The sequence below is a fragment of the Phycisphaeraceae bacterium genome (assembly GCA_019636795.1).
Taxonomy (GTDB): Bacteria; Planctomycetota; Phycisphaerae; order Phycisphaerales; family UBA1924; genus JAHBWW01.
Genome location: JAHBWW010000002.1, coordinates 198,193 through 224,862, shown reverse-complemented (window position 1 = coordinate 224,862; position 26,670 = coordinate 198,193). Strand labels below are relative to the sequence as shown.

The window sequence follows — 26,670 nt, the reverse complement described above, 5'->3', positions numbered from 1 at the left end:
TCCAAGCCCGGATCGGTTGAATAACTTCGACCGAATCTGAGCCATACTTGAGTGTTACACGCCAATCGCGATCAGTCCAGTCCCGTTGCAGTCTCGTTACCGTACGAACCCCCCTCGTTTGGCGAGCGTGCCGTTCTTTCGCGACATGAAACGCCCGAGAAACATGAACCCGATGGCCCCGATGACGATGAGCACTGTCGCCAGCCCGAAGGTCCAAGCCCCCAGCCCGGGCCCGAACCACTCGAGCAGCATGTACACCTCGATCCCCAGAATCGGAGCGATCAGCCCGCGCAAGCCCGTCAGGGTTACATGCACGCTCATGTACTGCGACTCTCTGCCCGGGGGAGCAAAATCCAGGTGCCCCAGGGACCACGCCAGTGCGCCACCGCCGAAGGCCAGCCCTCGAAACACCGCCCCGAGGTACAGCAGTTCGGTGCTGAGCAGCAAGCCGGCCGCCAGATACGCCCCAGCCCCGAGCACGAACGTCCATGAATGAATGGCTCGAAACCAGACGATGTGCATGCGGTCCATCAGTCGCGCCCACAGCGGAATGCACAGGGGCATCATGATCAGGGGCAGCGTGTGGGTGATGATGATGCCTTCGTAGGAGATGTGAAACCGATCTTTGAGCATGACAATCAGCACGGGGTTAATCATGAGGTTCCCGATGCCCAGCACCATCTGGAGCCACATGAAGGTTCCGAATAGTTTGTCGCGCGTCAGGACACGCCACAATGAAATCGGATTGAAAGAGGGTGTTTCACTCTCTTCCATTGAACGCTCGGCCAGCAACAGGCGGCGGTGATTACGCACACGCGTCTTGGCGTATCGCAACACTCCAACGATGCCAGCCAGCGCAAAGACGGGCGTCAGCACGCGAAAGTACCAGTCTTCCCACTGCATTGCCAGGCCGATGGTCAAGCCGCTGAACGCCACCAGCCCGACCTGAATTGTCGTGAGTCTGCCAGTCACGCGAGCGCGGGATGACTCGGGGTAGTTGGCAGCCCAGACGGTCGATCGCAACGTGACGACGCCGGCAAAGCAAACCCGGGCTGCAACCACCAGCAGGATGAGCAGGTGTAACCCGAGAGGCACTCGTGGCACAAGGGCGAGCATGGCCACGAGCATCGCGATCGAAAACTGCAAGGCGCAGAGATACTTGATCTTGTCGCGCCCATGGCTCAGCCTTGCCCAGACGAAACTGACGATGTTGGCCAGTGCCGGTGCTGCAGCGATCGTCGCCACAGCGAGGTTGAGCGTGCGGTCCGTGACCACGCCATCAAAGGAGTTTTTGACCACAACGCCCATGACGCCGCCTTCGACCCCGGCCAGCATCCAGGGCAGAAAGAACGAAGCGGTGAGTTCGTTGCGGTAGTTGTGCCGACTCATCCGCGGGACATTGCGGGGCAGAAACGAACGAAAAGCCGAGCCGACAATCGGCAGGTAGGGCGGACTCAGACTGGGCAGACGTTCTGGAGACTCTGGACGCACCGGCAATAATCCCTTCCGCGACCTCTCAGACAACTATCCCCTTCTACTCTTGCCCCTTCTACTCTTGTGCATTATGGGCGAATATGTTCTCGGTACACACGATGTTGAACTTCAAAGACTGGGCGTGCAGCATCGCATCTGGGGCGCACAGGCGCACGCAGCCTGGGAGCGCGGCAAACTTGGGCCGGGCTCGAAAGTGCTCGATGTTGGGTGTGGACCCGGTTGGGCGCTGCTCGACATGGCAGAAATTGTCGGGCCTGCGGGCGTTGCAGTCGGCATCGATGAGTCCGAGCGCTACATCGAAACGCTCAAGGCGCGGGCCGAGGCACGCGGGCTTGGACAACTGCACGCCCGCTGTGCGGATATTCACGATCTTCAGGCGGTCGCAGCCGACTTCGGGCCGTTCGACATGGTGTATGTGCGATGGGTGCTGTGCTTTGTGCGCGATCCGGGTGCAGTGGTGCGGGCGATGGCCCAGTGTCTTCGGCCCGGGGGCAGGCTCGTCATTCATGATTACTTCAACTACGCCTGCATGACCATCGCGCCGCGCGACCCGAGGTTCTCGGCGGGAATCGCAGCCATTGCTCGCAGCTGGGTCGATCACGGCGGCTCGCCGGATGTCATGGAGTGGAGTCTGAAGTTTGCGCACGATGCCGGACTTGTCGTGCGACACTTCGATGTCATGCAGCGTATTGCCCGCCCGACAGATCCCGCATGGGCGTGGCCGGATCTGTTCTGGAAGTCGTTTATTCCGCGTCTTGTTGAATCGGGCCATCTCTCGTCCGAACAGCAACGGGAGTTCTTCGAAGCCTGGCACGAAGCATCCGAAAGCCCGATCGCGTTCATGCATCTACCGCCGGTCTACGAAATGGTTGCGGAGCGACCGGCCCCGTGACCGATCGCTCCGCAAGGGAGTTGCTTCAAAGTTCAGAACGGCGGGTTATCGCCTTCTGCGGCCGATGAATCCCAACCCGCCGATCAGCGTCGCCAGCGCCGCCGGGGCGGGAATGATCCCGACATTGTCGACCGACATGTCAAAGTTGGTGAACCCGAAGAACCACCCGGGGACAAAGGTGGTGAAGGCGATCTCGTCGATGTTTGCCAGCACATCCTGCACGGTGATGCCGGGCGGGAGAATCGGCTCGAAGGTGTTGGGGTCTTCGTCGCCCGATCCGAACCATCCATTGGGGAGTGTGATTGCGCTGGTGTCGAGAGTGGCCGAGTATGTGGTCCAGTCGGGGTTGAATGCCCCGAGGGTGCCGATTGGCGCCCAGATGGAAGCCATGGTGCCATTGCCATCAACGTTGTAGTTGCGGAGTTGGACAACCAGATCGCGTTCGACTTCAGAAAAGAAGAACTGGATGGAGTCGATCTGAATGTCGACGGTGAAGGTCAGAACTCCGCGGCCGCGATAGTCGCCGGTGAACCGCGATGTGCTGTTGCGGATGTCGGCTCCGAACACATCATCAAGGAAGACGTCCATGTTTGCGCCAGGGTTGCCCCCGAACTGCGAGATGTTGTCGCGTCCCGAGACACTCCAGCCTTCGGTACCATTGTCGAACGTCGTGACCTGACCCGAAGCCGCAGCCACCAGACTGCCAAGAACCACCAATGCAAGTTTCATGTCAATGCCTCCAGTTTACGAATAATACCCAAACACCAAGATCTCCAACAAATGGGCTTGTGCTCAGCACAGTTTGAGCATATGCTGAGAACATGTCAAGCACAAAGTCGTCAGAATCTGTAAATCGCTTGAGTTCGGGAGTATTCCTCAAGGGCGACACCTCTCCGCTGTCGCCCGATGAGGCTGCACATCTCGACCGCGATTTGCGGCGTTTTCGTGAACAGTTTCGCTCGCTTCTTTCGGAGTTTCCCGTTGAGGCGCAGTCGGCGAGCGGGCTTGCGCGGTGTCTTGGCGTCGAGCGGACGACGTGTCAGAGGCTCGTCAGTGCTGTCACGGGTCCGTATCCCGGGCTTTCGCTCGTTGGGCAACTTCCGGGCGTGCGCGGGATGCAGATCATGCTCAAGGCTGCCGAGCAGCGCGACGGGTTTCGCACGGCATCGCTCGGCGAGGCCCATCAGGCTGTGGAGAACCTCGATCGAACCATCCGCGAACTGGCGGGGAGTCGGAGCAAATTGCTGAGGCGTGTCTCGCCTGCCGAGCCGTCTTCAGCCCGCAATGTTCACGACACTACTGCTCGCGAGCGGTTGTTTGATGCTGCCAGCGAGGTCACTGGTCGATCGTCAAACCTGTGGCTTGCGGCGCATGTCTATACGCCCACGGCCGACCCGACGCGCGTGGCCCAGTCGCGCGTCCATGGATTGATCGGGCATCGCGCCCGGGCCGACGCGGTGCCCCTGACGTTTCACGTTTTTGGTGATGACCCGGCTGCGCCCGAAGAGGTCGGTCGATTTCGCGCGCTGCGCAAGCCCGATGCGATTTTGCGGGAGTTTTCGACCTCGCCTCTGCCGATTGTGCGGTCACGTCACCCGGGCGAGCATGTCGTGCAGACGATCGAGGAAAACCCCGATGCGCCGGGCTCGGGCACGATCGACCTGGTCTTCGGCATGACCGGCCTGATGAGCCACCCGGCGCAACGCGAACACAAACTCGAAGAAGTGTGGGCGCTGGTCAACTTTCCGGTGCGACGGATGCTCTTCGATTGCTTTCTGCATCGAGACTTGGCACGGCGGTGTATTCCGTCGCTCGATCACCACCTCTGGAGGCCGGACTTTTCAACACAGATCGGCGAGCGTTGGCAGACTCGATTCGCGGACGGGCCGAGGCTCGAACTGCTCCCGACAGGCATTGAAGGCGCGCGATCGGAACAGTATCACAGACATCAGGAATTGCTGCACACACTCTTTGCGGCTGAAAACCTCGACCCACGCGAGTATGTCGGCTATCGACTCGATCTCGAGTACCCTGTGTGGCGTACCGGCTATCGCATGGCGTTCGACTTTGGCGAGGAATGATCGCGCTCGGGCCACGCTCGACTGGACCCCCGGACCCCCAAGCATTGTTTCATAGATCCATGGCGCGGCGGAGCAGCCGGGGCACGATCCACGTCAGCCCCACAGCAAGGATCAAGACCAGCACCAGCAGTATCGTCGAAGGCACAATGAACAGCAATGGCACGCCCGCTGCGAGCAGGAAGACTCCGAGCGAGGTGAACAACATGCTTGAGCGAGGTGAGGTTTTGGCTGGTGCAGCCAGTGCATATCGACACACCCTGCCACATTCGGGGCAGGCAACCGCGCCATCGACGATTTCCAGCCCATCGAGGTGATATTGACAGTCCAGGCAGATGGAGTTGCGAGCGCGCAGCGTCTGGTCTGACGCCCGGCTTGATGAACCTGGCTTTGAAGGCCGGCTGGGTCGCTCTGGCAGCAGTGAATCCACGCTGCAAGTATTCGCATGTCCCGCGCCGCGCGGCGGTTCAGTGCTTGCTGTCGCCTCGGGCAAAGATGCTCGCGACGTAGTTGAGCACGTCGGTCGCGCTGACTTCGTTGTACCCGAACTGCTTGATGAGGCGTTGTTTGACCACGTCAATCTTCTGCTGCGTTTCGTCATCGACGACGCTCGAAACGAGATTCTTGAGTTTGATGGTGTCGCGGCTGTCCTCGAAGAGCTTGAGTTCGAGCGCTTTATAGAGCCTCGCATTGGTGTTGTACTCGAAGCGCTTGTTATCGAGCGCCAGCGCGCCGATGTAGTTCATGATCTCCTGTCGGAAGTCATCCTTGCGGCTGTCAGGGATGTCGATCTTTTCCTCGATCGAGCGCATGAGGCGTTCATCCGGCTCTTCATCCTTGCCGGTGTACTTGTTGGCGACCTTCTCCTTCTGCGTGTAGGCGCGGACATTCTCGATGTAGTTGGTGCAGAGGCGCTTGATGGCTTCCTCGTCGGCGCTGATCGCACGTTGGACTTCGCCCTTGATGATGTCTTCGTACTCTTCCTTGACGACGCTGAGCAGTTCGCGACAGCGTTTCTTGGTTTCTTCGTCAGTAATCAGCGAATGGTGCCCGATGCCGCTCTCGAGTTCATTGAGCACCATGAACGGGTTGATCGTGCGTTCTTCGATGGCCTGACGGCTGACGAGCGCATTGCTGATCTTGTCCTGAATGAAGCGAGGACTGATGCCATCCATGCCTTCGCGCGGCGACTCTTCCTTGAGTTCGCGCACCGAATCCTCAGTAAAGCCCGGAATGCTCTTGCCGTTATAGAGCTTCATCTTCTGCATGAGTGTCAGGCCCGCCTTCTTCGGTTCGGCCAGGCGCGTCAGCACGGCCCACATGGCTGCGACTTCGAGTGTGTGCGGCGCGATGTGCATATTGCGGATACGCTCGGGGCCGAAGTCCTTCTGGTAGATTTTGATTTCATCATCGAGGCGGATGTTGTACGGCACGTCGATCTTGATCGTGCGGTCGCGGAAAGCTTCCATCATCTCGTTGGATTGCAGCCTCTTGTATTCCGGCTCGTTCGTGTGGCCGAGGATGACTTCGTCGATGAAGGTCTGGGCGAATTTCTTGGGCTTGATCGTGTGTTCCTGGCTCGCTCCGAGCAGGTCATAGAGAAACGCGACATCGAGTTTGAGCACTTCGATAAACTCGCAGATGCCGCGATTGGCGATGTTGAGTTCGCCGTCAAAGTTGAACGCGCGCGGGTCGGAGTCGCTGCCATAGAGCGCGATCTTGCGGTAGTTGATATCGCCCGTGAGTTCGGTCGAATCCTGGTTCTTTTCGTCCTTGGGTTGGAAGGTGCCGATGCCCACGCGGTCTTTCTCGGAGAGGACAATGCGCCGAACCTGCACATGGTCCATGACTTTGCGCCAGTTGCCCTCGTAGAACTGCATGAGGTCTTCGAAGATCTTGCGGCTGAACGGGTCGGGTTCACCATAGACGCGCAGGCGGCCGCTGTGGTGCTCGGGCTTGTACTTGGCATTGAAGCGTTCGAGCAATGCCAGGCGTGCATCGCGCGGGACAAGAATCAAAGGCTCTTCGTGCATCGGGCTTGCAAAAGCATGCGTACGTGCCGCCTCGTTCGCGCTCCCTGGTATGAGGCGTACTTCGCAGTTTTCGTCGAGCAGCCACGAGAACGAGTAGAGTGCGCCCTCGGGTGTGCGTGAGTAATGCTCCAGACCTTTCTTGAGCAGGCGCGCGATGGTGCTCTTCGAGCTGCCGACCGGACCATGGAGGAGCAGGATGCGTTTATCGGTGCCGTAGCCCTCGGCTGCGGACCGGAAAAAATCGACAAGTTGCATGAGGGCGAAGTCGAGGCCGAAGATGCCGTCGGCGCCATTGTCGAAGGGATCGCTGAAGAAGTGATACCGGACGCAGGGGCGTTTGAAGAGTTTGTAATGCTCGCGGCCTCGGGCGACGACGGCGTCGTACAGGCGTTGATACGCATTACGCAGCACGGCGGGGTTGTTGTCGCAGATCGCGAGGTAGTCCCAGAACGTGCCGTGCCAGTGCTGGTCCTGAAAGCGCTCGCGGTCGAGGCGCGATTCGATCAGATTGACGAGTTCAGATGGATCCGAGTTCGGTTGCAGGGGCATCTGCCACCCTCCCTGGTGATGAGTGCAGGTGGGTCGACAACATCCATGTCGCCGAACAGCCGCACTGATCCTCCAAGTCCGTGCGAGGCCCGCAAGGTCCTCGACGGATTACGGGTACGCAGGACGGCAAAACACCGCGCACCCACCGTCTATCGGCTTGTCCCTTCGACGGTTCCAGAATACCACGACGGATGACGCGATTTCATCCTTCGCGATGGACTTCGGACGCGAACTCCCTGATCGTGGGGATGGGTCCGAAAAGGCGCTCCAACTTCAATACGCACGCCGTACGAACACTGTTCGATCATCACAAAGACTACCGAACCTTGGTCTGGCGAACTGACACGGATTACAGTAGGGTCATGTCGTTCGGACTTGGTCATGGTCGTGAGATTGACCCCGCGCCGGGGGTGGTGGGCGTGAGTGCGGAGGAGTTGCCGCCGCTGCCTGATGATGCCCTGGCACGCCCCGATGGCGGGTGGGTGGACGTGCGTGCGTGGTTCGAGAATCCGGACCGGCCACTGGAGATCGAGATTGGTTCGGGCAAGGGGACGTTTCTGATTCAGCAGGCAGAGATCGAGCCTGAGACGAACTTCCTGGGCATTGAGTGGGCAGCCGAGTTTTACGCATATGCAGCGGACCGGGTCCGGCGTCGGCGCGAGGCCGGAGTGCTCTCCAATGTGCGCTTGCTCAACTCGGACGCGACAGAGTTTCTGCGCTGGCGATGTCCGGATGGCGTGGCGCGCGTGATTCACCTGTACTTTTCGGATCCGTGGCCGAAGCGGCGGCACCACAAGAAGAGGGTGGTGCAGCACCGCTTTCTCGCCGATGCGTGGCGCGTGCTCGCGCCGGGAGGAGAGCTGCGGGTGGTGACGGACCATGAAGAATTGTGGGCGTGGGATTGTGCGCACTTCGGGCTTTGGGCACAAGGGGTGCCGAGCGCACAGGCAACGTCGATCGAAGCGATGTCGAGTGATGTGGTGCGTGCGCGCGAATCGATGCCTTCGATGCCGTTCGAGTTTCTTGAGTTCGATCGTCCGGGGTCGGCGCGTGCGGGTGAGCTGGTGGGGACGAACTTTGAGCGCAAGTTTCGGCTCGAAGGGCGGAGTTTTTATGCGGGGGTGATGCGCAAACGCGTGTGAGTGCGGGCGGATCAGGCGTTGTGATCGCCGAGGCGTTCGTTGATGAAGCCGCACTTGGGGCAGACCGCGCCGTAGACGCCGGTGGGCTCACCGGCGAGGTCGGTGCCGCAATGGAGACAGGTCGGTTGGCCGAGTTTGCTGGTCATGGAGTGAACGACCGCAGCGACGGTGATGAATGCGGCCCCGACGACCGGCAGGACGGGCAGGGCGAACCAACTGATGAGCGCAAACGAGGCCAGGATTCCCGCAGCGAGGACGGCCAGTGCTCGAAGTCGAATCTTATGGAACCAGTTCAAGGTCAGGTTCTCCGAGAGGTCGGGGAGGATGCGTGGTGACAGGTATTGATTCGTGGGCTATTGAAGGTCGGATCCAGCGCAAGTTCTACAGGGTGGGGACGAGGGGGCGTTAATCGAGCGGGCGGTAGAGGTCGATGACCTCTTTCAATCGGTCAGGCGTGGGGACATTGTGCATCTGGATCTCGATGCCGTCCTGTCCGCTGCTGGAGATTCCGATGGATCCGACGTGCCAGACCCGCTGCCAGAAGGTCTGCTCGATCTGGACATTGCGGATGTTGTCGTGCAGAACTTCACTTGTTGAACGGCTGAGAAGACCTCGGCGGGTGATGGTGCGTTTGTTGGTGACGTCGAGACGGGCGGAGAGGCTTTGGATCCACCAGATGACGAACAGGATGCTCCCTGCCAGGACAATGAGCACTGCGGTGATCGCCACCCAAACAGGGAGTGCGGCAGGATTGACCAGATGGATCAAAGCAAGGACCAGTGATGCGATGGTCAACAACGCGACGGTTATAAAGGAAAGAGGGCGCGAGCGAAACATGGCACGCCGAAGCATGAGGACTTGGACCTCGGGGCCTTTATCTGGGGGATAACCCTTGGCTTCAGCGCGACCAACGGTTTGAGATGGGGTGGAGTTTGGGTGATACTTGGTGACGAAGGGGATGAGGTTGACATCGCCACAGGAGGGGCAGTGGACCTTGGTGCCTGCTTTGGAGTCATCGAGTTCGAGGACGCGATCGCACCGGTCGCACGCCTTTTTGATCATGGGTAAAATGCCTTGGGGAAGGTGATTACTTGTTCCAAGGAGAGATTGCCGGGCCGACGTATTTTGCAATGGGGCGGATGAGTCGGTTGTTGGCGTGCTGTTCCATGATGTGGGCTGCCCATCCGGTGATGCGGGAGGCGACGAAGATGGGTGTGTATTGCGGGACGGGGATTCCCATGGTGAAGTAGGTCATGCCGCAGGGGAAGTCGACGTTGGGGTGGATGTTCTTCTTTTCGAGCATGATTTTCTGAACGTGTTCGCCGAGTTCGAAGAGTTTAACGTAGGAGTCACCTTTTTGAGTTGCGAGTTGGCGTCCGAGGCCATGGAGAATGGGTGCGCGATGGTCACCGTTTTTGTAGACGCGGTGTCCGAAGCCCATGAGTTTGCGCTTGGTTGTGAAGGCGTTGTCCATCCAGGCCGAGATTTTGTCGGGATGATTGGCGGGTCCGATGTCTTTTCGGATTTCAGCGAGCATTTCCATTGCGGCCTCGTTGGCGCCGCCGTGGAGGGGGCCTTTGAGTGCGGCGATGGCACCGGTTACGGCTCCGTGAAGGTCGCTGAGGGTGCCGGCGATGACGCGGGACGTGAACGTTGAGGCGTTGTAGTCGTGCTCGGCGTAGAGGATGAGGCTGACATCCATGACATGGGCAGCCTCGGCGGTTGGCTTCTCGCCGGTCATGAGATAGAGAAGGTTGGCGGCGTGAGTGAGTTTGGGATCCCCACCGGTTTTGGGGTCCACGAGATCGCGTCCGTCGAGGAAAGTCTGCATATGCCCGATGATTGTGGGGATCTTGGCCAGGAGGCGTTTGGACTTGCGGAGGTTGGCGGCGGGGGAGTTGTCCTGGCAGTCCTTGTCTTCGTGGGCGAGGATGGAGACGCCGGTGCGGAGGACATCCATGGGGACGGCGGAGCCAGCCTTGAGATGTGGGCGAACATCACGGAGGAAGTTGATGACAGATTGGGGGATCGGGCGTTCTGCAACGACCTCATCCGTGAAGCGGCGGAGTTGGTCGGGGGTTGGCTTGTGTCCTTCGAGGAGGAGGAATGCGGTTTCCTCGAACGTGGCGTTTTCTGCCAGATCGTGGATTTCGTAGCCGCGGTAGATGAGTTGACCCTGCTCGACGCTGCAGACGGCGGTTTCACCGGCGATCACGCCTTCGAGCCCGCGAGTGATTGTGGCTTCGCTCATGAGACGCTCCTTCTTCCTCACTGAGGCAACATTCTAGGAACGTGTTTCGCGGATGTGGAAGAGATCTGGTCCGTGCCGGAGGGTGCGCGGGGCGGTGGAGTATGTCAGGTCCGCCGAGCGACGCGGGCGGTGCGCGACCATGGAGTGATGACTCGGCCGAGGTCGGCAAAGCGGTCGCGTGTGTCCAGCATGGGCCCGGGGCTCATGGTTCCGACGACGAGGACGTCGCTTTTGTCATTGATGCTGACGCCCAGTTCGGCCAGAGCCCGCTGGACGACCCAGGCGTTCTTGCCTTGCCCAACGACTCTGGCGGACGAGAATGGTCGGTCCGCGTGCGCACGCTGGAGGGCTTGTCGCGCGTGCCATAGACCGGTGAAGCGGTCGAAGGTGGTGCGATCGAGCGGGGAGCGTGCCTGGCGAGAGAGTGATTCGCGGAGTTCGGCGAGGCCTTGTTTGTAGCCTTCGGTTGCGTTTTCGAGCATGGCGATGAGGCGTGCGCGGTTGCGGACCTCGCGAAGTTGTGTTCGGCGGTCGGATTGCGGGGCGTAGCGCTGCATGACCCAGCAGCCGTTGCGGACAAGCCGTGCGACGATGCGGTTCATGTCGCGTCCGCCGGCGGATTTAAAGTGATGGATGCGGAAGTCGGGCTCGAAGACGATGCGTGATCCGGAGTGGAGGATGCGTGCGGAGAGGTCGTATTCCTCGGCGTAGTACTCGAAGGTGTGGTCGTATCCGCCGAGGGATGTGAAGATTTCGCGTCGGATGGCAACGCCGCACCCTACGAAGACCTCTGGGAGTCCGCCATCTTCGCGTCGATCCTGGTTTGGGAGGAAGATGTCGGCCATGACGGCGGCCACGTCGGCGGGTTGTGTGCGCAGGCGGTGGATGAAGCGACCATCGACGGGCATGGAGTCGTCATCGAGCATGATGATCCATTGGCTGTCGGGGCTGGTGCGTTTTGCGCCGATGTTGCGTGAGGCGGCTCCGAGATTTTCGTTGAGCAGGACGAGGCGTACGGGGACTCTGTTGTCGAGCCATGCGGGCACGATGGGGACGAAGCGAGAGGCGTTGTCGATGACGATGACTTCGGCAGGTTCGTGCGCGGGATGCGCGGGATCGTGTTCGAGTAATGAGCCGATGCCTCGCAGGGTGCGTGCGAGGTCGTCGGGGCGGTCTCGGGTTGGGATGACGTAGGAGATCATGAGGCGGTGCGGTGTGCAGCGGGATCTGGCCTGGTGATGCGAGCGACGATGGGGAGTTCGGTCTGAGTGAACGCGATGCGCGATGAGAGCACGCGGGAACAGTCGCGTCGGAGTTCAGAGATTTCGACGGGTGGGTTGCCGATGCGGCGTGCGTGCAGGCCGGCAGCGACGGATGCGAGGAAGCCAGCGGCGAGGAGCGATGCGCCACTGGCCAGGGCGAGGGTGGCGGTGGCGAGCATGGCTTCGTGACAGCCGAGCGTATCGACGGGATTGGCGGCCAGTGAGGGGACATGTTCGCCTTTGAGTCGAGACTGCCATGCGGAGTCGGTGGCTTGTGGGAGACGGTTGAAGGCGATGAGACCTTCGTCGGCGAGCGATACGATGGCGGCGTGTGAGTTGGTCTCGTGGAAGAGTTCCCATGTGACGGCGGGGAGGCCGTCGCCGAAGTTGCGGTATGCGTCGCGGAGTTGCGATTCGGAGGTGCAGAGGAGATCGAGGTGATGAAGGGAGCGGAGGTCGGCGCGGCGCGAGCTGCTGCCGGCAGCGAGGACGCCGATGTGTGGGCGGAGATCTCGGCTGAGGCGCTGAAGGATTGCGGGCGAGAAGAGACCGATGCCAGCGTCGGCGATGATCGCGGCGTCGAAGCCTTGGGCATCGTTGACAATGGAGATGGTGCCCGCGATGAGTTGCTCGCGCTGACGTGCGTCGAGAACGAGGTGATCGGCCAGATCGAGTTTCATCATCTTTGTGGAGTTGACGAAGAAGCGCTGGCGCTCGGGAATTGGTGAGTCGATTGTGACGGGATTGACATCGACACCTGCAGCGTTGAGTCGACGCTGCACGGCGCGAGCCAGATCGGAGTCGGGGAGAGCGGTGGCGAGGGTGGGTTTTGCGCCGAGTGCTGCGAGATGCCGTGCGATGATGGCTGCTCCGCCATCGAAGTATTGGTGCCGAACGGGGCGGAGCGACATGATTGGGGCTTCGTCGGCGACTTCGGGTTGATCGCAGAAGACGTATGTTTCCTGCACGATTTCGCCGAGGATAAGTATTCGGCGGCCTCGGAAAGCGGAGTAGAGCAGTTCGAGTGCGCCTTGCGCGAGTTCGGGCTGCTGGGCGAGGTGCGCGAGGCGACGCTGGAATGGTTCGGTCTGGGCTTCCATTGCGTTGATGAGTGCGGTTGAACTGAAGATGACGTCGCCGGAACTGAAGACGACGCGGCCTCCGGCATTCTCGACGGCGGCGCGTTCGGCGGCGAAACGCGGATCGCGGTTGAACTCGTACTCACGGCCCTTGATGAAGACGTCGGGCTGAATGTGGGTGAGGAGATCGGCGGCGGTGGGGTGAGGGTCGATGCAGACCCAATCGACGCAGTCGAGCTCGGCGAGGTTTTCGGCGCGGAGTTCCTGGGGGATGAGTGGTCGGCCGTCGCCTTTGGTGATTTCGGAATCGCCGGTGATGGTGACGAGAAGGAGATCGCCTTGGGATTTTGCGAATCGGAGGTGGCGGATGTGCCCGGGATGAACGATGTCAAAGCAGCCATGACACTGGACGACAGTCTGGCCTGCGGTGCGGGCTTGTGCGCGGAGTTGCTGAAGATCGTTGATGGAGAGAATCTTGGCGCGTGCTGGGCTGGGCATGCTTGCGTTATCGGCGAGTGGGGCGGGGGAACGGGAAATCGCGATGAGTGGTGCAGTGGTACCCAGGCTGATGAGTGCCAACGCGCGAAAATTGCATGTTTGTGGAGTTTGCGGTCGATTGTGGCGGCATGAGCGGAGTTTCATTGCGCGCGGGGGGCAGTCGATCGCCGATGCCGGGCACGGGGCAGGGCGTCAGTGGGTGGGGCATTTTGGCGCAGGCTGCGCAAGAGTTGCGCGTTCAGCCGGGTGATGGCGAGGTGCGGTTGCTGGCGGCGAAGGCACTGGAGTCGCTCGGATTGCGGCGGCTGGCGTGGGAGACGGCGTCGCAGATCGAGGGTGGTTCGTTGCGACTGGAGCGAGACCGTTTGCTGGGGGCGCATCGGGATGCGCGTGCGATCGAGCGCGATGTGATGGTTCAGCAGGCGCGAGTCAACGCAGCGATGCTCGATGTGGCATGGCAGGAACGGGCGATCGAGGCGTGGGTTGCGGAGGGAACGCTGTATCACCGGGCGTCTGATGGCAATGTTGTGCGACAGAACGCGGAGGGCTCGGGACTGGCGGGATGTGAGTGGGTTTGCGACCTGCGGCGTGAGGCGAGCGAGTTCGCGGCTGCACATTTGAGTCAGGCGTCGCGTGTGGCAACTGGGCCATTGTTGATCGAGGGGCTCAGCCCGCCGTGGGTTGCGATGGCGGTTGCGGATGCGACGCCGAGGCTGCGTGATGGGTACATGCCGCCGTTGATTGTGGTGCAGCGGAGTGAGAGCGAGTTGGCGGAGGGGCTTTCGTTTTGTGATTTGTCGGCGCTGCTGTCGCGTGCCATTGTGATTGCAGGTGAGGACGCGGTTGAGCGTGTGCGGGAAGTGGTGCGTAGGAGGTTTGGGTTCGATGCAATTGGGGCGGTCATTCCGATCGGGGTGTTGCGCGATCGGTGCGAGCCGGGGCTGAGTGACGTCATGCGGGATCTGGGCATTGAGCAGCGGCGATTGGCTGATGAACTGCGGGCGCGTGTGATCGAGCGTGACAGGGAGCGGGATGCGTCGTATTGGCGCGCACGATTTGCGGAAGCAAGACCTCGTCGAGTGCTTGTCGCTACGACGCGGTACTCGACGTACGTTCAGCACGCCAGCCGTGATCTGGCGGCGGGGTTTGAGGCGCTGGGATGGGAATCGCGTCTGATGATCGAAGCGGATGATGGATCGCGGTTTTCGCCGATTGCGTATATGCGAGAGCAGCTTGAGTTTGATCCGGATCTCATCGTGCTGATCAATTGGCCTCGGGCGACTCGGGCGGAGGCGTTCTGCTCTAATGCGCCATTTGTGTGCTGGATTCAGGATTCGATGCCGCATTTGTTTGATGCCAAGGTCGGAGCGGCGCACGGGGAGCGGGATTTTGTGATGGGGCATGTGTATCCGAGTTTGCTGACGCATTTCAAGTATCCGGCGGGGCGTGCGTTGTCGACACCGGTGGTGGCTTGTGGGCGCAAGTTTTATGTGTCGGCAGCACCGGACCTGAAGGAGTATGCGTGCGAGATTGCGTATGTGAGCCATCACAGTGAGACGCCCGAGGCGCTGCATGTGCGGCTCCGCAGCAATGCGAGTGACCCGCAGGTGGTGCGGGTGCTCGATGCGATGCGTGATCTGATCGTGGAGCGCTACGGCGATATCTGTGGTGAGGATCGATCGCGGATGGTCAAGGACATTCCTTGTGAGGCGTGGTTGCGTGTGCGCGGGAGTGTGCCGGAGCCGCGCGTGGCGCAGCAGCTGCGTGAGCAGTATCTGGTGCCGATGATTGAGCGAGTGCTGCGGCATGAGATGCTCAACTGGGCGGTGAGGATCGCGCAGCGACGTGGGTGGAGGCTACGGATCTATGGTCGTGAGTGGGAACTGCACGCCAAGTTCGGCACGTATGCTGCCGGCGTGTTGGAACATGGCGAACAATTGCGGGCTGCGTATCAGGGCGCTTCGGTGCAGCTGCACGCTTCGATGACGTCGCTGGTGCATCAACGTGTGATGGAGTGTGCGCTATCGGGCGGGCTGCCATTGTGTCGGGTGATCGGGTCGAGTTTCGGTCAGAGTCGGCAGCGGGCGATTGCGCGTGTTGCGCGTGTGTCCAAACCGGATTGTGTGCGTGCAGCGGATGGTTTTTTGGGTTTTGACGTTGAGAAGCATGAACCGTTGCGGTTGTTGCGTGAGGTGTGCGTGGGGACTGGGTTCGGGGTTGAGCAGACGCTTTGGGTGCATCCTCAGACACTCGAGAACATGAAGCGGTTCGGGGTTGCGTTCGAGGTGGCCACGCCTGAGGATCTGCTGGGGAGTCTGGAAGATGTGACGTTTTCGGATGAGGCTGGTCTGGAGCGATGCGTCGAGCGGGCGATCAGCGATCCGGCGTGGAGGCGATCGCGCGGGGAGCAGATCGCTGAGCGCGTGCGTGTGTCATTCACTCATGAGGCCACTGCTCGGCGTGTGATCGAGATGGTCGAATCAACAGTGGCGCGAGGCGGGTCAGAGGCTTTGTACTGAGCAACGTGCGCGAGCCGGGTTGTCTGCTGGCCAGAGTGAGGAGAGAAGTTCGGCGATTGCAGCGCGCTGACCGGGCCACATGAAGTGCTCGCCTGCGTCGCGTGCGGGGATCCATCGGGAGGCGTCATGTTCGGTGTTGAGCGTCGGGGTCCATGATGCTTCAACCTGAAGTGCGAAGCGCGGGCTGAGGATGATTGCGTCGAGATCGGGCAGGTAGAAGGGGTGTACTTGTTCGAGTGCCCAAAGCCCGAGCACAATGGGCGCAGCACTGTCAAGACCCGTTTCCTCCTGGACTTCGCGGCGTGCAGCAGTCAAGGCGGTTTCGCCCGGTTCGATGTGTCCCATGATGGGTTGCCATGAGCCGGACAACGGGGAGCGCGTGCGGCGGAGTTGGAGAAGTTCGATGTCAGGTGGTGTGGCGCGGAAGATGTAGACGTCGATGATGTCGACGCGGAGTTGAGGGCCCGTCATGTTGAGGCTCGTTCGTGGGTTGTGTGTCGGCAGAGAACGTGCGCTTTGTCGAGGGTTTCGGTCCATTCGCATTCGGGAGAGCTGTCGGCGACAATGCCGGCTCCAACGCGGTAATCGAGGTTCCAGGTGTCGGCGCAGCGATGGGTGAGGAGCGAGGTGCGGATGGCGACGTTGAGCGAGAAGTTGCCGTCTGGGTGGATGAGGCCGATCGAGCCGCAGTATGGGCCGCGAGGTTCGCCTTCGAGTTCTTCGATGATCTGCATCGCGCGGATCTTTGGTGCGCCGGTGACAGAACCGGGTGGGAATGTTGCTGCGAGGATCTCGGAGAAGGTGATGCCAGGGCGGAGCGAACCGGAGACGGTGGCGGTGGCTTGAAGGACGCTCTGGGCGTGGCGTTCGAGTTGCCGCGGGACATCGACGCGAATGGAGCCGACCGAGCAGACTCGCCCGAGATCGTTGCGCATGAGATCGACGATCATGTTGAGTTCGGCGCGATCCTTCTCGGCGTTGAAGAGTTCGCGTTCGTCGGCGTTGATGGGGCGTGTGCCCTTCATGGGGCGCGTGGTGATGCGGCTGCCGAGACGTTCGAGGAAGAGTTCGGGGCTTGAGGAGATGATGGCGCGGCGGGGAGATTCGGTTTCGAGGTAACAGCCGTGCCAGGGGCGAGCCGATTGAAAGATGTCAGCGGCGAGCGCGCGCGGCGAGCCTTGCAGGTCTGCGTGAAGGCGGTGAGCGAGATTGACCTGATAGATGTCGCCGGCGCGGATGAGTTCGAGTGCGCGCCGGGTTGCGCGAAGATAGTGATCGCGATTTGATTCGAGGTGAGGCGCGTTGAGTGTGCAGTTGGCTGGCGCGGGTTCGAGTTGGGTCAGTGCGGCAAGAGCGGCGTCAAGATCGCCGGTGAGTTGCCAGCGATTGCTCGCCTGATCGTGGGTCGCGGACCAGTTGCATCGGTGGAGGGTTGCGAGCGGCCAAGTAGACTGGCGTAGTGGAGCGGCTGCGGGTTCAAGGTGAGGGGCGAGGTCGTACGAGAATGCAGCGATCCAGTAGAGCGGCGGATCGGGTCTTGAGAGTTCATGTTCGAGGAAGGCAAGCGGGGAATCGGGTGGGTTTCGTTCGGATGCAGTTTGGATGCTGTCTCTTGCGAATATGCAATGTGCACCCTTGCTGAGTTCAAGCGAGGAGGCGGGGCTGGTGAGGGAGATGCGAAGTCCGGCTTGGGTGTTGGAACATACAACAGCCAGAGGCAGGTGCTTAGGCCAGTGTCGAATGATGAAATAAGGTGATTTCTGATCGAGGAAGTGCATATGTCGCGAGGTTATGAGGTGTCGGAGGTCGATCGTAGGGGGTTGCGACGATAAACTATGCCCCCCTCGCAGAGCGCGAGCGTGGGCATAACCAGCACTCCAGAACCTCGCGAGAGTTTGAATGAGCAACGCTATGGCGAAGAAGACGAAGAAGACGAGCAAAAAGGTTGCCCCGAAGAAGTCAACGACAAAGCCCGGGGGCTCGTCGTCGAGTGTGAAAAAGAAAGGGGCGGCGAAAGTTCATGCCGGGGGCGCGAGCGCTCGTCACACGACCAAGAAGGTTGCGCGCAAATCGGCACGAAGCGGCGGGCGGAGCGCGCCAGCTGCCGATCGTCGTCCTCGCAAGGACAAAATGGTGTTCTACTTCGGCATGCTTGGCACCGAGGGCGACACGTCGATGAAGCAGTTGCTCGGGGGTAAGGGCGCGAACCTGGCCGACATGACTTCGATCGGCTTGCCGGTGCCTCCGGGGTTCACGATCACGACGGACACGTGCGCTCGTTATTACGAGGGCGGCAAGCGTCTGCCTCACGGTTTGATGAACGAAGTGCATCAGCACATGGCGACGCTGGAGAAGGAAACGGGCAAGCAGTTCGGGAGCGACGAGAACCCGCTGCTGGTTTCGGTTCGGTCGGGTGCGGCGGTGTCGATGCCGGGGATGATGGACACGATTCTGAACCTCGGGCTCAACGACACGTCGGTCGAGGGCCTGGTCAAGGCAACGGGGAACAGCCGGTTTGCGTACGACGCGTATCGCCGACTGATCAACATGTTCGGCGATGTGGTGATGGGCGTACATCACGACAAGTTCGAGGCGGCATTTGACGCAGTGAAGCTGCGGTACGGAGTCACGCTGGATACGGAAGTGCCGTCGGATGGCCTGCGCGAGTTGTGCGATGCGTACAAAGAGGTTTACCGCGCTCATGTTGGTGATGAGTTCCCGCAGAATCCCTTCAAGCAGCTTGAACTGGCGATCGAGGCGGTGTTCAAGAGCTGGCACGCGGACCGCGCGGTGAGCTATCGCCGCCTGAGCGGGATCGTGGGTCTCAAGGGCACTGCGGTGAACGTGCAGACGATGGCGTACGGGAACATGGGCGATGACTCGGGCACGGGCGTTGCGTTCACCCGCAATCCTTCGACGGGCGAGAACGAGTTTTACGGCGAGTTCCTGGTCAACGCGCAGGGCGAGGACGTGGTTGCGGGGATTCGCACGCCCAGGCCGGTCGACGAGATGAAGAACTGGAACGCGCGGGTGTACAAGCAGCTGATCGACATCAAGAAGAAGCTCGAGAAGCACTACCGCGAAATGCAGGACATCGAGTTCACGATCGAGCGTGGCAAGTTGTACATGCTCCAGACTCGCACGGGAAAGCGGACGGGCGGCGCTTCGGTCCGTATTGCCTGCGACATGGTCAAGGAAAAACTGATTACTGAGAAGCAGGCGGTGCTGCGCATTCCTGCCAACGATCTGACGCAGCTTCTGCTGCCGAGTTTTGACCCATCGAAGAAGGCATCAGCCGACATTCTGGCTCGTGGTCTGCCGGCTTCGCCCGGTGCGGCGGTGGGGCGTCCGGCGTTCACAGCTGAGGAAGCCGTCGAGCGGGCGCTTCAGGGCGAGCAGGTGATTCTGGTTCGGCGCGAGACCAGTCCTGAGGACGTTGACGGCATGCACTCGGCTGTGGGAATTCTGACGAGCACGGGCGGTATGACGAGCCATGCGGCGGTTGTTGCACGCGGCTGGGGCAAGTGCTGTGTTGCGGGCGCGAGCGCGATCGACATCAATGTGGCAGCCGGGACGTTCTCGGTGGGGGGGCGTACATTCGGGCGGCAGGATCTGATCTCGCTCGATGGTTCGACGGGCGAGGTGATTCATGGCAACCTGCCGCGGATCGAGCCGAAAATGTCGGGCGATTTTGCCAAGGTCATGCGTTGGGCGGATAAGTATCGCACGCTTGGTGTGCGGACGAATGCGGATGCACCCAAGGACGCGGCCCGGGCGCGTGATTTTGGGGCTGAGGGCATTGGTCTGTGCCGCACGGAGCACATGTTCTTCGAGGGTGACCGCATCCGTTCGATGCGAGAGATGATTCTGGCCGAGTCGAAGGAGGAACGCGAGGCCGCGCTGGCCAAGTTGCTGCCGTATCAGCGTGACGACTTCATCGGCATCTTCGAAGCGATGAAGGGTTTGCCGGTGACGATTCGCCTGCTGGATCCACCATTGCATGAGTTTGTGCCGCATGAAGAGGAAATGCAACGCGAGATGGCGGCGCGTCTGGGTGTGCCGTTCGAGAAGATCCATTCTCGCGTGATGATGTTGCAGGAATCGAACCCGATGCTGGGGCATCGCGGGTGTCGCCTGTCGATCACGTACCCCGAGATTCTGCGCATGCAGGTGAGGGCGATTGTGGAGGCGACGATCGAATGTGTGCGTCGCAAGATCAAGGCCATGCCCGAGATCATGATTCCGCTTGTCGGCACACGCGCCGAGTTCGAGTTGCTGCGTCGCGAGACCGAGGCTGTCATTCGCGAGGTCAAGGCTGAGGAAGACTACACGCCGCGTCTCGATATCAAGATCGGAACGATGATCGAGGTTCCGCGTGCTGCGCTGGCTGCGAAGGAAATCGCTGAGATTGCCGATTTTTTCAGTTTCGGGACCAATGACTTGACGCAGTTGACATTCGGATATTCGCGAGACGATGTGAACACGTTCCTGCCTGATTACATTCGCCAGGAGATTTTGCCAGCCGATCCGTTTGGCACGCTCGATCAGTCTGGCGTTGGGCAGCTGGTTGAGATGGGCCTCGTGCGCGGACGCGCGGGGAACGACAAGTTGAAGGTTGGCATCTGCGGCGAACACGGCGGCGACCCGGCGTCGGTCGAGTTCTGTCATCGCATCGGGCTTGACTATGTGAGTTGCTCGCCATTCCGTGTGCCGATCGCACGTCTTGCGGCGGCGCAGGCGGCGCTGCGTGGCAACTGAGTTGATCCATCAAGGGGCACGTGCGACTCGATGTTCGCGCGTGCCTTTTTCTGTTTTGTCAAGGTGCATCGTTCGTGAGTGCCCGCTTTCCTGGAGCCCACAATGAAGCTTTTCTTTGATATCCTTCGGTGCATGGTTCTCTTTGTGGGTCTTGCGTTGCTTGCGTCGTGCAGTGCGGGTGGGGGCAAAGGTGACAGGCCGGCTGCCCAGCCAAATGCCTCCAGTTCGACATCCACACAAAGCGGAGCGCAGGCGTCGTTCTGGGCTGCACTCGAATCTCTGTGCGGGGAGGCTTTTGAGGGCCGCGTTGTGGAAGATTCGACTGCGAGTCCTGACTTTGCCCGCACGCCGCTGGTGATGCATGTGCGCCGATGCGAAGATGGCCGAATCCTTGTGCCGTTTCATATCGCCGACGATCGATCGCGCACGTGGGTCTTGACGAAGATTGATGGCGGGTTGCGACTCAAGCATGACCATCGCCACGCAGACGGTTCTGAAGATGACCTGACGCAGTATGGCGGCGACACGATCAGCCCAGGGACGGCGATGCGGCAGGAGTTTCACGCTGACAAGTTTACAGCCAGCCTTCTTCCGGCTGCGAGGACGAATATCTGGACGGTCGAGATCATTCCTGGCCAGACGTTTGCGTATGCCCTACGCCGCGAGGGCACGGATCGTCGATTCAGGGTTGAGTTCGATCTGTCAAAGCCTGTGGCCGCTCCGCCTGCGCCGTGGGGGCACTGATACGGTGGGGCGACGAGCGGCAGTCTGCGATTTATGCTGAAATGAGTTCGGCTGCGGCGCTGGCGATGCGGCTGGCGGCCTGGTCGATATCTTCGGCACTGACATCGAGATGACACACCGCCCGCACGCGCTGCGGGCCTTCGTCGAGCATGCGTACGCCGGCGCGGTCGAGCCGCGTGCAGAACTCGGCTGCTGTACCCAGCGCCGGGTCAACTTCGAAATAGACCAGGTTCGTCTCGACTGCGCCCAGGTCGCACGAAAGCCCAGCCACGCGATTGATTGCTTCGGCGAGGCGACGGGCATTGACGTGATCGTCGGCCAGTCGTTCGACGTGATGATCGAGCGCGTACAGCGCCGCAGCCGCGAGCAGGCCGCTCTGCCGCATCGAGCCGCCGAGCATCTTGCGAAAGCGCCGGGCACGGGCGATGGTCGGTGCGTCGCCCGCCAGCGCGCTCCCGACCGGGCAGCCGAGACCTTTCGAGAAACAGCAACTGACCGTGTCGGCATGTTGCGCGATAGCGGCAGGCGTGACACCGAGGCGGACCGCGGCGTTCCAGATCCGTGCGCCGTCGATGTGCAGCCGCAGCCCGCGCTCGCGCGCGAGGGCGGCGACCGCCTGGATCTGTGCGAGCGGCCAGACGACGCCTCCGCCGCGGTTCATGGTGTTTTCGAGCGTCACGAGGCGCGTGCGCGGAAAGTGCGGGTCGTCGTAGCGGATGAGGCGCTCGACCTCGCCGGGCCCGAAGAGCCCGCGCGGCGTGGTGATGAAGCGGATCGAGCAGCCCGCGACGGCGGCGTAGCCACCGGTTTCGTAATAGCAGATGTGGCTGTCGGCGTGGCAGATGATCTCGTCGCCCGGCTCGGTCTGGCTGCGGATGGCGAGCAGGTTGGCCATGGTGCCGCTGGGGACGAACAGGGCGGCGTGCTTGCCGAGCGTCGCGGCGATGCGTTCTTCGAGGGCGCGGACGGTGGGGTCGTCGCCGAGCGTGTCATCACCCAGCGCGGCGGCGTGCATGGCCTGACGCATGGCGGGCGTGGGGCGGGTGATGGTGTCGGAACGAAGGTCGATGATGGGCATGGACTGAGGATAGGGAAGCGAGCGGCGGAGACGTTCCCAGGCGATGGAAGGTGGGCGATGGGCGATGGCGTCATTTCGCGCTTGCGATTGTTCACACGCAAGGCAATGAACGGTGCCTCTGGTCTGGGTCAGTAGATTCGTTTCTCGGTTGCCCCTTGAGACTGATTGTTCATGAACTCGATGGACTCCGGGGTTGCGTTGAAGCCGTTGAAGAGGCTCTGCGAGGGATACCAGGGATTGGGGTCGGTCCAGGCTTCGGTCATGCTCATATTGGAAATATGGCCATCGAAGTAGGCAACATTGATCTGTTGTCCAGGGTGGCGTGCGCTGAGTTGGATGTTCCAGTTGGTGTTCGCGAGAAAGTCTCGCCCGTAGGGCGCCGAGCCCTTGAAAATCGGGCCACCGTCGCTGAAACTGGAAAAGAAGCTCGGCGCTGTCTGTGGATCGAAGTCCAGAATATATTGACCACCGATAAAGGCGTAATAGCGTGTACCATCAGCGAACAAGACCTTGTTCGAGGGCTGCGTACCTACTCTGGGCAGACGTGGTGAGAATGAACGTGGCGTGACCACTGGCGAGCCATGTGGGTCCCTGAGGAGACGTGTCACGGAATCTTGGGTTGGCTTCGGGACTTCATTAGGAGAAAGGGAATTGGAATAGTATTGAAAACTCGCAGGCGACAGATACGAAACCTGCCTGTAGCCGGAGCTCTGCGCTCGCTGGTCAAACTCTGCGAAGTCAGCGGGGCGTTGGCCGCCCGGATAGACAGCGTCGTTGTAGATCGTCGCAGACGCGCAGCCCAGATCGTTGAAGATCTGCTGTGTTCGTTCGGCTCGGTTCGCAGACAAGGAGTACGAATCGCCGATGACCGGTGAGATCCAGTCCCAGGTTGTGGTCGGCGTTGAAGAAGTCGTATTGTGCAATAGTTGAGTGTGTCCCCACACCGCACCTTGGCCGGGAATGACGCGCAGTGACTGATAGACGGCCCCGCTGGTATTGACACCTGCGTATTGATCGCTGTTGTCATTGACATACATCATCTGGCCCTGGGCCAGGGAGCGCTGGTTGGACGCGCAGACGATGCCTCGTGCAGCGTCTCGGGCGCGGCCGAGACTCGGCAGAAGAATCCCGATCAGCAGCGCGATGATGGCGACAACGACCAGAAGTTCAATCAATGTAAAGGCTCGGTTGCGGATCATGGAGTGTCCCTTGGTCATGTTCGAGTCCTTTATTGATCACTTGGACTTGGGTGTCGGGTACGCTCTTGGCTTGCCGGCGGCGGGCCGCACCTGGCCGGATGCGGGGTTGACGATTTCCGCCGATTGAGTGTCGATGGTCTTGAGCGCGGGGCGGTAGTAATCGGGAATGACCCACTCGTTGCCGTCCTGGAACACGGGCATCAGGGTGTACTCGCCGGTGTCCGGGTTGCGCGCCGGGACGCCGATGCCCCGCCGTCCGCGGAGATTGACGACGTACATCGAACCATCGAGCACATCGACGAAGGACATTTCGTCGATCGTCTGGACCTTGGAGCTCTTGCCCATCGCATTCCACACCAGCAACCCCGTTCCGCCGAGCAGGCCGAGGACAATCACCGCCAGTTGCCATGGTTTGACGCCATTCATGTTCGATATCCCTCCTGTCGGGCGGAGAGGCTCGCCCGGGGCTGCAGCGACGTGCCGATCAGCATACCACCGCAGCGCCCGAAGAGTAGGCGAGCGGCCGATCGTCCACAAAATTGTGAAGAGAAATTCAAGAATGCAGGGCTGACCAGCCGAAGGGGCGAGCCGGTCCAGCGCGCGGGGATCATACCCGAGCAGAGCCCGCGGCTTGGCGCAAGTGTGGCGCGTTCTGGCGCTTGCGGACGCTGGCGGGCTCGCTCACTGCGGCTGAAGATCGATCGAAACCGGGTAATGGTCCGAGGCGTAGCCGGGCAGTTCGCGGGCGACATCGAAGGGAATGCCCTCGGGTGCGGCGGTGGTGCCCAGGACGAAGGCCGAGTCGGGCACGACCATCTTCGAGGCGGCGGCATTGGACAGGATCAGGTCGATGCGGCGGCCCGAGGCGTGCGAGACGATCTCGGGGCCCGAGAGGCCGGTGAACCGACACACCCAGGGGGCCGGTGGGGCTGACGATCCGACGCCCGTGATGCCGAATGTGGCCGGATCGAGGTACATCTGGACGCTTGCGGCGGTCGGCTCGGCGTTGAAGTCGCCGAGGATGAACATGGCTCGGTCCGGGTGCTGGGCCTGGATCTCGGCGGCGATGGCGACGATGCGGCGGGCTTCGGCCTCGCGCCAGTATCCGGCGTGGCGGCCCGACTTCTGGTGCACGACGATGAGCGTGATGATCTCGTCGCCGGGCAGTGTCACATCGACGGCCAGGGGCGAGCGGCGAAAGCGGATCGGGTTGCCCGCTTCCCAGTTGGGCTGCGTGCCGTAGAGCTCGGGGTGGACGCCGCCGAGTTCTTCATTGAGCCACTGGCGCGGGTTGCTCAGCGGCAAGCGGCTGATGACGGACTGCTCGATGCCGCGATTGTCGCCGGCGTCGAGGCTGATGATGTGTTCGTAGCCCAGGTCGCTGGCGTGCAGGTCGATGAACCAGCGCAGGGCGGCTTCGGACTCGACTTCCTGCAGCGCGACGATGTCGGCGTCGAGACGGCGCAGGGCGTCGGCGGCGGCGATGCGGTTAGCCAGCGGCTTGGTCATGGCGGCGTCGTCCTGATCGCCGCTGAGGCTCGGGTCATCGACATCGTCGAAGAGGTTTTCGATGTTGTAGGTCGCCAGGCGCACGCTGCCGGGGGCCTTGGGCAGCGGCTCGGCGCGGCCGAAGCGCAGGAACTGTGCGGCGTCGAGCGGCTGAGTCGCGTCGTCGTCAGCGGCCACCGGCGGAGTCTGGGCCGCGCTGGGCAGCGGCGTCGCGGGCTCGCCCTGGTGCTTGATTTCCTTCTTGAACTCGCAGGCGGCCAGCGCAGCGGCCAGAGCGAGCACCAGAACAACACGCATGAACCACGCGGCAACGGTTTGCATGAGAGGCTCCTTGAAGTGGCCGTCAATCCTATGATGCTGCGCAGGCTCCAGCATCGGCCACGCGCGAGCGTCCTCGCCAGCGCCGCTACGGGCCGTGAGAGGAACGATGCGACTCATTCTTGCCAATCCACGCGGGTTCTGCGCGGGCGTGCGCATGGCGATCGACGTGGTCGATCAGGTCCTTGATGTCTTCGCAGGCCAGCGCGTGTATGTCTATCACGAGATCGTGCACAATCGCCATGTCGTCGGGCGCTTCGTCGAGCGCGGCGTGGTGTTCGTCGAGTCGATTGACGAGGTGCCCGAGGGCAGCGTGGTGGTCTTTAGTGCCCACGGCGTGAGCCCGTTGGTGCGCGCGGCGGCTGCGGCGCGGAACCTGACGGCGATCGACGCGACGTGCCCGCTGGTGACCAAGGTGCATTCGGAAGCCATCCGCTACGCGCGGCAGGGCTACCAGATCCTGCTCGTCGGCCACCGCGACCATCAGGAGGTCGTGGGCACCAGCGGCGAAGCGCCGGGGGCGATCCAGGTCGTCGAATCGCCCGCGTGCATCGCAACTCTGAAGATTGACGACCCCGAGAAACTGGTGTACCTGACGCAGACGACGCTCTCGACCGATGATGCGGGCGTGATCATCGACGCGCTCAAGCGCGCGTTCCCCGCGATCAAGGCCCCGCCGAGCGAGGACATCTGTTATGCGACGACCAACCGCCAGCAGGCGGTGCGGGTGCTGGCGCCGCATGCCGACCTGGTGCTGGTGGTCGGTTCGTCCAACTCGTCCAACTCGGTGCGGCTGACGGAGATCGCGCGCAACGTCGGCACGCGGGCGCGGCTGCTTGATGACGCGAGTCAACTTGATGAAGCGTGGTTCGACGACCACATCCAGACGGTGCTGCTGACGGCGGGCGCAAGCGCGCCCGAGGATCTGGTGGCCGAGATCTGCCGCTGGATCGTCCAGCGCTACGGCGCGACGATTCACCTGGGCGATGTGACCGAAGAGTCGGTCGAGTTCGGCTTGCCCGGCAATCTCAAGCGCGTGATGCGCGAGCGCGGCATCGACCCGGAGAGCCGGCGCATCCGCGTCGAAGCGCCGCGCATCATCGAGGCGGTGTACGGCGCGAGCGCGGTGGAGTTGACGATCTCGGCCAGGGGCTGATGCGGGCCCGGGTCCCGGTGCCTCAGTCCCGGGTCCGAGTGGTTTAGTCCCACGCAAAAACTGCCTCGGACAGCGCGCTCGACCGCACAGAGGCCGCGCAGACTAGGTTAT

General features: G+C 61.5%; 22 protein-coding genes. 7 read left to right on the top strand and 15 right to left on the bottom strand.

All coding sequences use genetic code 11. The annotated features are described in order from the left end of the window. Positions 1-96 precede the first annotated feature (96 nt). Positions 97-1,491, bottom strand: coding sequence for an MFS transporter (locus KF757_04135; GenBank protein MBX3322160.1), 1,395 nt, complete (start codon positions 1,489-1,491; stop codon positions 97-99). Between the two features lie 73 nt (positions 1,492-1,564). Between KF757_04135 and KF757_04130 the strand changes: the two genes are divergently transcribed. Further along, the gene (locus KF757_04130; GenBank protein ID MBX3322159.1) at positions 1,565-2,386 is read left to right on the top strand and encodes a methyltransferase domain-containing protein; all 822 of its coding nucleotides are present in this window, start codon (positions 1,565-1,567) and stop codon (positions 2,384-2,386) included. 45 nt (positions 2,387-2,431) lie between these two features. Here KF757_04130 and KF757_04125 read toward each other — a convergent pair whose 3' ends face one another. Then, the gene (locus KF757_04125) at positions 2,432-3,115 is read right to left on the bottom strand and encodes a hypothetical protein (protein MBX3322158.1); all 684 of its coding nucleotides are present in this window, start codon (positions 3,113-3,115) and stop codon (positions 2,432-2,434) included. A 92-nt stretch (positions 3,116-3,207) separates the two neighbouring features. Between KF757_04125 and KF757_04120 the strand changes: the two genes are divergently transcribed. Then, the gene (locus tag KF757_04120; protein MBX3322157.1) at positions 3,208-4,467 is read left to right on the top strand and encodes a hypothetical protein; all 1,260 of its coding nucleotides are present in this window, start codon (positions 3,208-3,210) and stop codon (positions 4,465-4,467) included. A gap of 49 nt (positions 4,468-4,516) precedes the next feature. Here the strand turns inward: KF757_04120 and KF757_04115 are convergent, their stop codons facing one another. Next, positions 4,517-4,894, bottom strand: a complete 378-nt coding sequence (locus KF757_04115) for a hypothetical protein (protein MBX3322156.1) — start codon at positions 4,892-4,894, stop codon at positions 4,517-4,519. Positions 4,895-4,931: 37 nt separating this feature from the next. Continuing rightward, a complete protein-coding gene (locus tag KF757_04110) occupies positions 4,932-7,046 on the bottom strand; it encodes a hypothetical protein (protein MBX3322155.1) in 2,115 nt (704 codons plus the stop codon). Positions 7,047-7,408: 362 nt separating this feature from the next. Here KF757_04110 and trmB point away from each other — a divergent pair, with 362 nt between their 5' ends. Then, on the top strand, positions 7,409-8,188 hold the full coding sequence (gene trmB / locus KF757_04105; protein MBX3322154.1) for a tRNA (guanosine(46)-N7)-methyltransferase TrmB: 780 nt from the start codon (positions 7,409-7,411) through the stop codon (positions 8,186-8,188). A gap of 11 nt (positions 8,189-8,199) precedes the next feature. Here the strand turns inward: trmB and KF757_04100 are convergent, their stop codons facing one another. The 5 genes from KF757_04100 to KF757_04080 form a co-directional block, all read right to left on the bottom strand. Continuing rightward, the gene (locus KF757_04100) at positions 8,200-8,484 is read right to left on the bottom strand and encodes a hypothetical protein (protein ID MBX3322153.1); all 285 of its coding nucleotides are present in this window, start codon (positions 8,482-8,484) and stop codon (positions 8,200-8,202) included. A 109-nt stretch (positions 8,485-8,593) separates the two neighbouring features. After that, positions 8,594-9,250 carry a PH domain-containing protein gene (locus KF757_04095; protein MBX3322152.1) on the bottom strand — a complete coding sequence of 219 codons (657 nt, stop codon included), beginning with the start codon at positions 9,248-9,250 and terminating at the stop codon, positions 8,594-8,596. 25 nt (positions 9,251-9,275) lie between these two features. Next, entirely contained in the window at positions 9,276-10,439 is a 1,164-nt protein-coding gene (locus KF757_04090) for a hypothetical protein (protein MBX3322151.1), read from the bottom strand. A 104-nt stretch (positions 10,440-10,543) separates the two neighbouring features. Next, entirely contained in the window at positions 10,544-11,641 is a 1,098-nt protein-coding gene (locus KF757_04085; protein ID MBX3322150.1) for a glycosyltransferase, read from the bottom strand. After that, positions 11,638-13,278 (bottom strand): adenylyltransferase/cytidyltransferase family protein, encoded by a 1,641-nt coding sequence (locus tag KF757_04080; GenBank protein MBX3322149.1) that lies wholly within the window; start codon positions 13,276-13,278, stop codon positions 11,638-11,640. The genes KF757_04085 and KF757_04080 overlap by 4 nt, the downstream gene beginning before the upstream one ends. Positions 13,279-13,406: 128 nt before the next feature. Here KF757_04080 and KF757_04075 point away from each other — a divergent pair, with 128 nt between their 5' ends. Beyond that, complete coding sequence (locus KF757_04075) at positions 13,407-15,797, top strand: hypothetical protein (GenBank protein MBX3322148.1); 2,391 nt, start codon at positions 13,407-13,409, stop codon at positions 15,795-15,797. Here the strand turns inward: KF757_04075 and KF757_04070 are convergent. Beyond that, on the bottom strand, positions 15,780-16,268 hold the full coding sequence (locus KF757_04070) for an NUDIX domain-containing protein (GenBank protein MBX3322147.1): 489 nt from the start codon (positions 16,266-16,268) through the stop codon (positions 15,780-15,782). The two genes, KF757_04075 and KF757_04070, sit on opposite strands and share 18 nt — an antisense overlap. After that, on the bottom strand, positions 16,265-17,575 hold the full coding sequence (locus KF757_04065) for an anthranilate synthase component I family protein (GenBank protein ID MBX3322146.1): 1,311 nt from the start codon (positions 17,573-17,575) through the stop codon (positions 16,265-16,267). Before KF757_04065 ends, KF757_04070 begins: the two co-directional genes overlap by 4 nt. 352 nt (positions 17,576-17,927) lie before the next feature. On the opposite strand from KF757_04065, the gene ppdK reads away from it, so the two are divergent. Together ppdK and KF757_04055 are read left to right on the top strand one after the other, a co-directional pair. Beyond that, the gene (gene ppdK / locus KF757_04060; GenBank protein MBX3322145.1) at positions 17,928-20,555 is read left to right on the top strand and encodes a pyruvate, phosphate dikinase; all 2,628 of its coding nucleotides are present in this window, start codon (positions 17,928-17,930) and stop codon (positions 20,553-20,555) included. A gap of 102 nt (positions 20,556-20,657) precedes the next feature. After that, complete coding sequence (locus KF757_04055) at positions 20,658-21,299, top strand: hypothetical protein (GenBank protein MBX3322144.1); 642 nt, start codon at positions 20,658-20,660, stop codon at positions 21,297-21,299. Positions 21,300-21,330: 31 nt separating this feature from the next. Here the strand turns inward: KF757_04055 and KF757_04050 are convergent, their stop codons facing one another. The 4 genes from KF757_04050 to KF757_04035 form a co-directional block, all read right to left on the bottom strand. Further along, on the bottom strand, positions 21,331-22,377 hold the full coding sequence (locus tag KF757_04050; GenBank protein ID MBX3322143.1) for an aminotransferase class I/II-fold pyridoxal phosphate-dependent enzyme: 1,047 nt from the start codon (positions 22,375-22,377) through the stop codon (positions 21,331-21,333). A gap of 128 nt (positions 22,378-22,505) precedes the next feature. Next, positions 22,506-23,594 (bottom strand): type II secretion system protein, encoded by a 1,089-nt coding sequence (locus KF757_04045; protein MBX3322142.1) that lies wholly within the window; start codon positions 23,592-23,594, stop codon positions 22,506-22,508. A gap of 18 nt (positions 23,595-23,612) precedes the next feature. Continuing rightward, complete coding sequence (locus tag KF757_04040; protein MBX3322141.1) at positions 23,613-24,002, bottom strand: hypothetical protein; 390 nt, start codon at positions 24,000-24,002, stop codon at positions 23,613-23,615. 255 nt (positions 24,003-24,257) lie between these two features. Beyond that, complete coding sequence (locus KF757_04035; protein MBX3322140.1) at positions 24,258-25,406, bottom strand: endonuclease/exonuclease/phosphatase family protein; 1,149 nt, start codon at positions 25,404-25,406, stop codon at positions 24,258-24,260. A gap of 106 nt (positions 25,407-25,512) precedes the next feature. On the opposite strand from KF757_04035, the gene ispH reads away from it, so the two are divergent. Next, positions 25,513-26,559, top strand: a complete 1,047-nt coding sequence (ispH, locus tag KF757_04030; GenBank protein MBX3322139.1) for a 4-hydroxy-3-methylbut-2-enyl diphosphate reductase — start codon at positions 25,513-25,515, stop codon at positions 26,557-26,559. The last annotated feature ends 111 nt before the right edge of the window (positions 26,560-26,670 follow it).

Bases quoted from the DNA above. Each gene is read 5' to 3' on its own strand.
- KF757_04120 (MBX3322157.1), top strand. From the start codon at position 3,208: ATGTCAAGCACAAAGTCGTCAGAATCTGTAAATCGCTTGAGTTCGGGA.
- KF757_04110 (MBX3322155.1), bottom strand. From the start codon at position 7,046: ATGCCCCTGCAACCGAACTCGGATCCATCTGAACTCGTCAATCTGATC.
- KF757_04130 (MBX3322159.1), top strand. From the start codon at position 1,565: ATGGGCGAATATGTTCTCGGTACACACGATGTTGAACTTCAAAGACTG.
- ppdK (MBX3322145.1), top strand. From the start codon at position 17,928: ATGGTGTTCTACTTCGGCATGCTTGGCACCGAGGGCGACACGTCGATG.
- KF757_04095 (MBX3322152.1), bottom strand. From the start codon at position 9,250: ATGATCAAAAAGGCGTGCGACCGGTGCGATCGCGTCCTCGAACTCGAT.
- KF757_04065 (MBX3322146.1), bottom strand. From the start codon at position 17,575: ATGCACTTCCTCGATCAGAAATCACCTTATTTCATCATTCGACACTGG.
- KF757_04085 (MBX3322150.1), bottom strand. From the start codon at position 11,641: ATGATCTCCTACGTCATCCCAACCCGAGACCGCCCCGACGACCTCGCA.
- trmB (MBX3322154.1), top strand. From the start codon at position 7,409: ATGTCGTTCGGACTTGGTCATGGTCGTGAGATTGACCCCGCGCCGGGG.
- KF757_04055 (MBX3322144.1), top strand. From the start codon at position 20,658: ATGAAGCTTTTCTTTGATATCCTTCGGTGCATGGTTCTCTTTGTGGGT.
- KF757_04045 (MBX3322142.1), bottom strand. From the start codon at position 23,594: ATGACCAAGGGACACTCCATGATCCGCAACCGAGCCTTTACATTGATT.
- ispH (MBX3322139.1), top strand. From the start codon at position 25,513: ATGCGACTCATTCTTGCCAATCCACGCGGGTTCTGCGCGGGCGTGCGC.
- KF757_04075 (MBX3322148.1), top strand. From the start codon at position 13,407: ATGAGCGGAGTTTCATTGCGCGCGGGGGGCAGTCGATCGCCGATGCCG.
- KF757_04035 (MBX3322140.1), bottom strand. From the start codon at position 25,406: ATGCAAACCGTTGCCGCGTGGTTCATGCGTGTTGTTCTGGTGCTCGCT.
- KF757_04090 (MBX3322151.1), bottom strand. From the start codon at position 10,439: ATGAGCGAAGCCACAATCACTCGCGGGCTCGAAGGCGTGATCGCCGGT.
- KF757_04125 (MBX3322158.1), bottom strand. From the start codon at position 3,115: ATGAAACTTGCATTGGTGGTTCTTGGCAGTCTGGTGGCTGCGGCTTCG.
- KF757_04080 (MBX3322149.1), bottom strand. From the start codon at position 13,278: ATGCCCAGCCCAGCACGCGCCAAGATTCTCTCCATCAACGATCTTCAG.
- KF757_04070 (MBX3322147.1), bottom strand. From the start codon at position 16,268: ATGACGGGCCCTCAACTCCGCGTCGACATCATCGACGTCTACATCTTC.
- KF757_04040 (MBX3322141.1), bottom strand. From the start codon at position 24,002: ATGAATGGCGTCAAACCATGGCAACTGGCGGTGATTGTCCTCGGCCTG.
- KF757_04050 (MBX3322143.1), bottom strand. From the start codon at position 22,377: ATGCCCATCATCGACCTTCGTTCCGACACCATCACCCGCCCCACGCCC.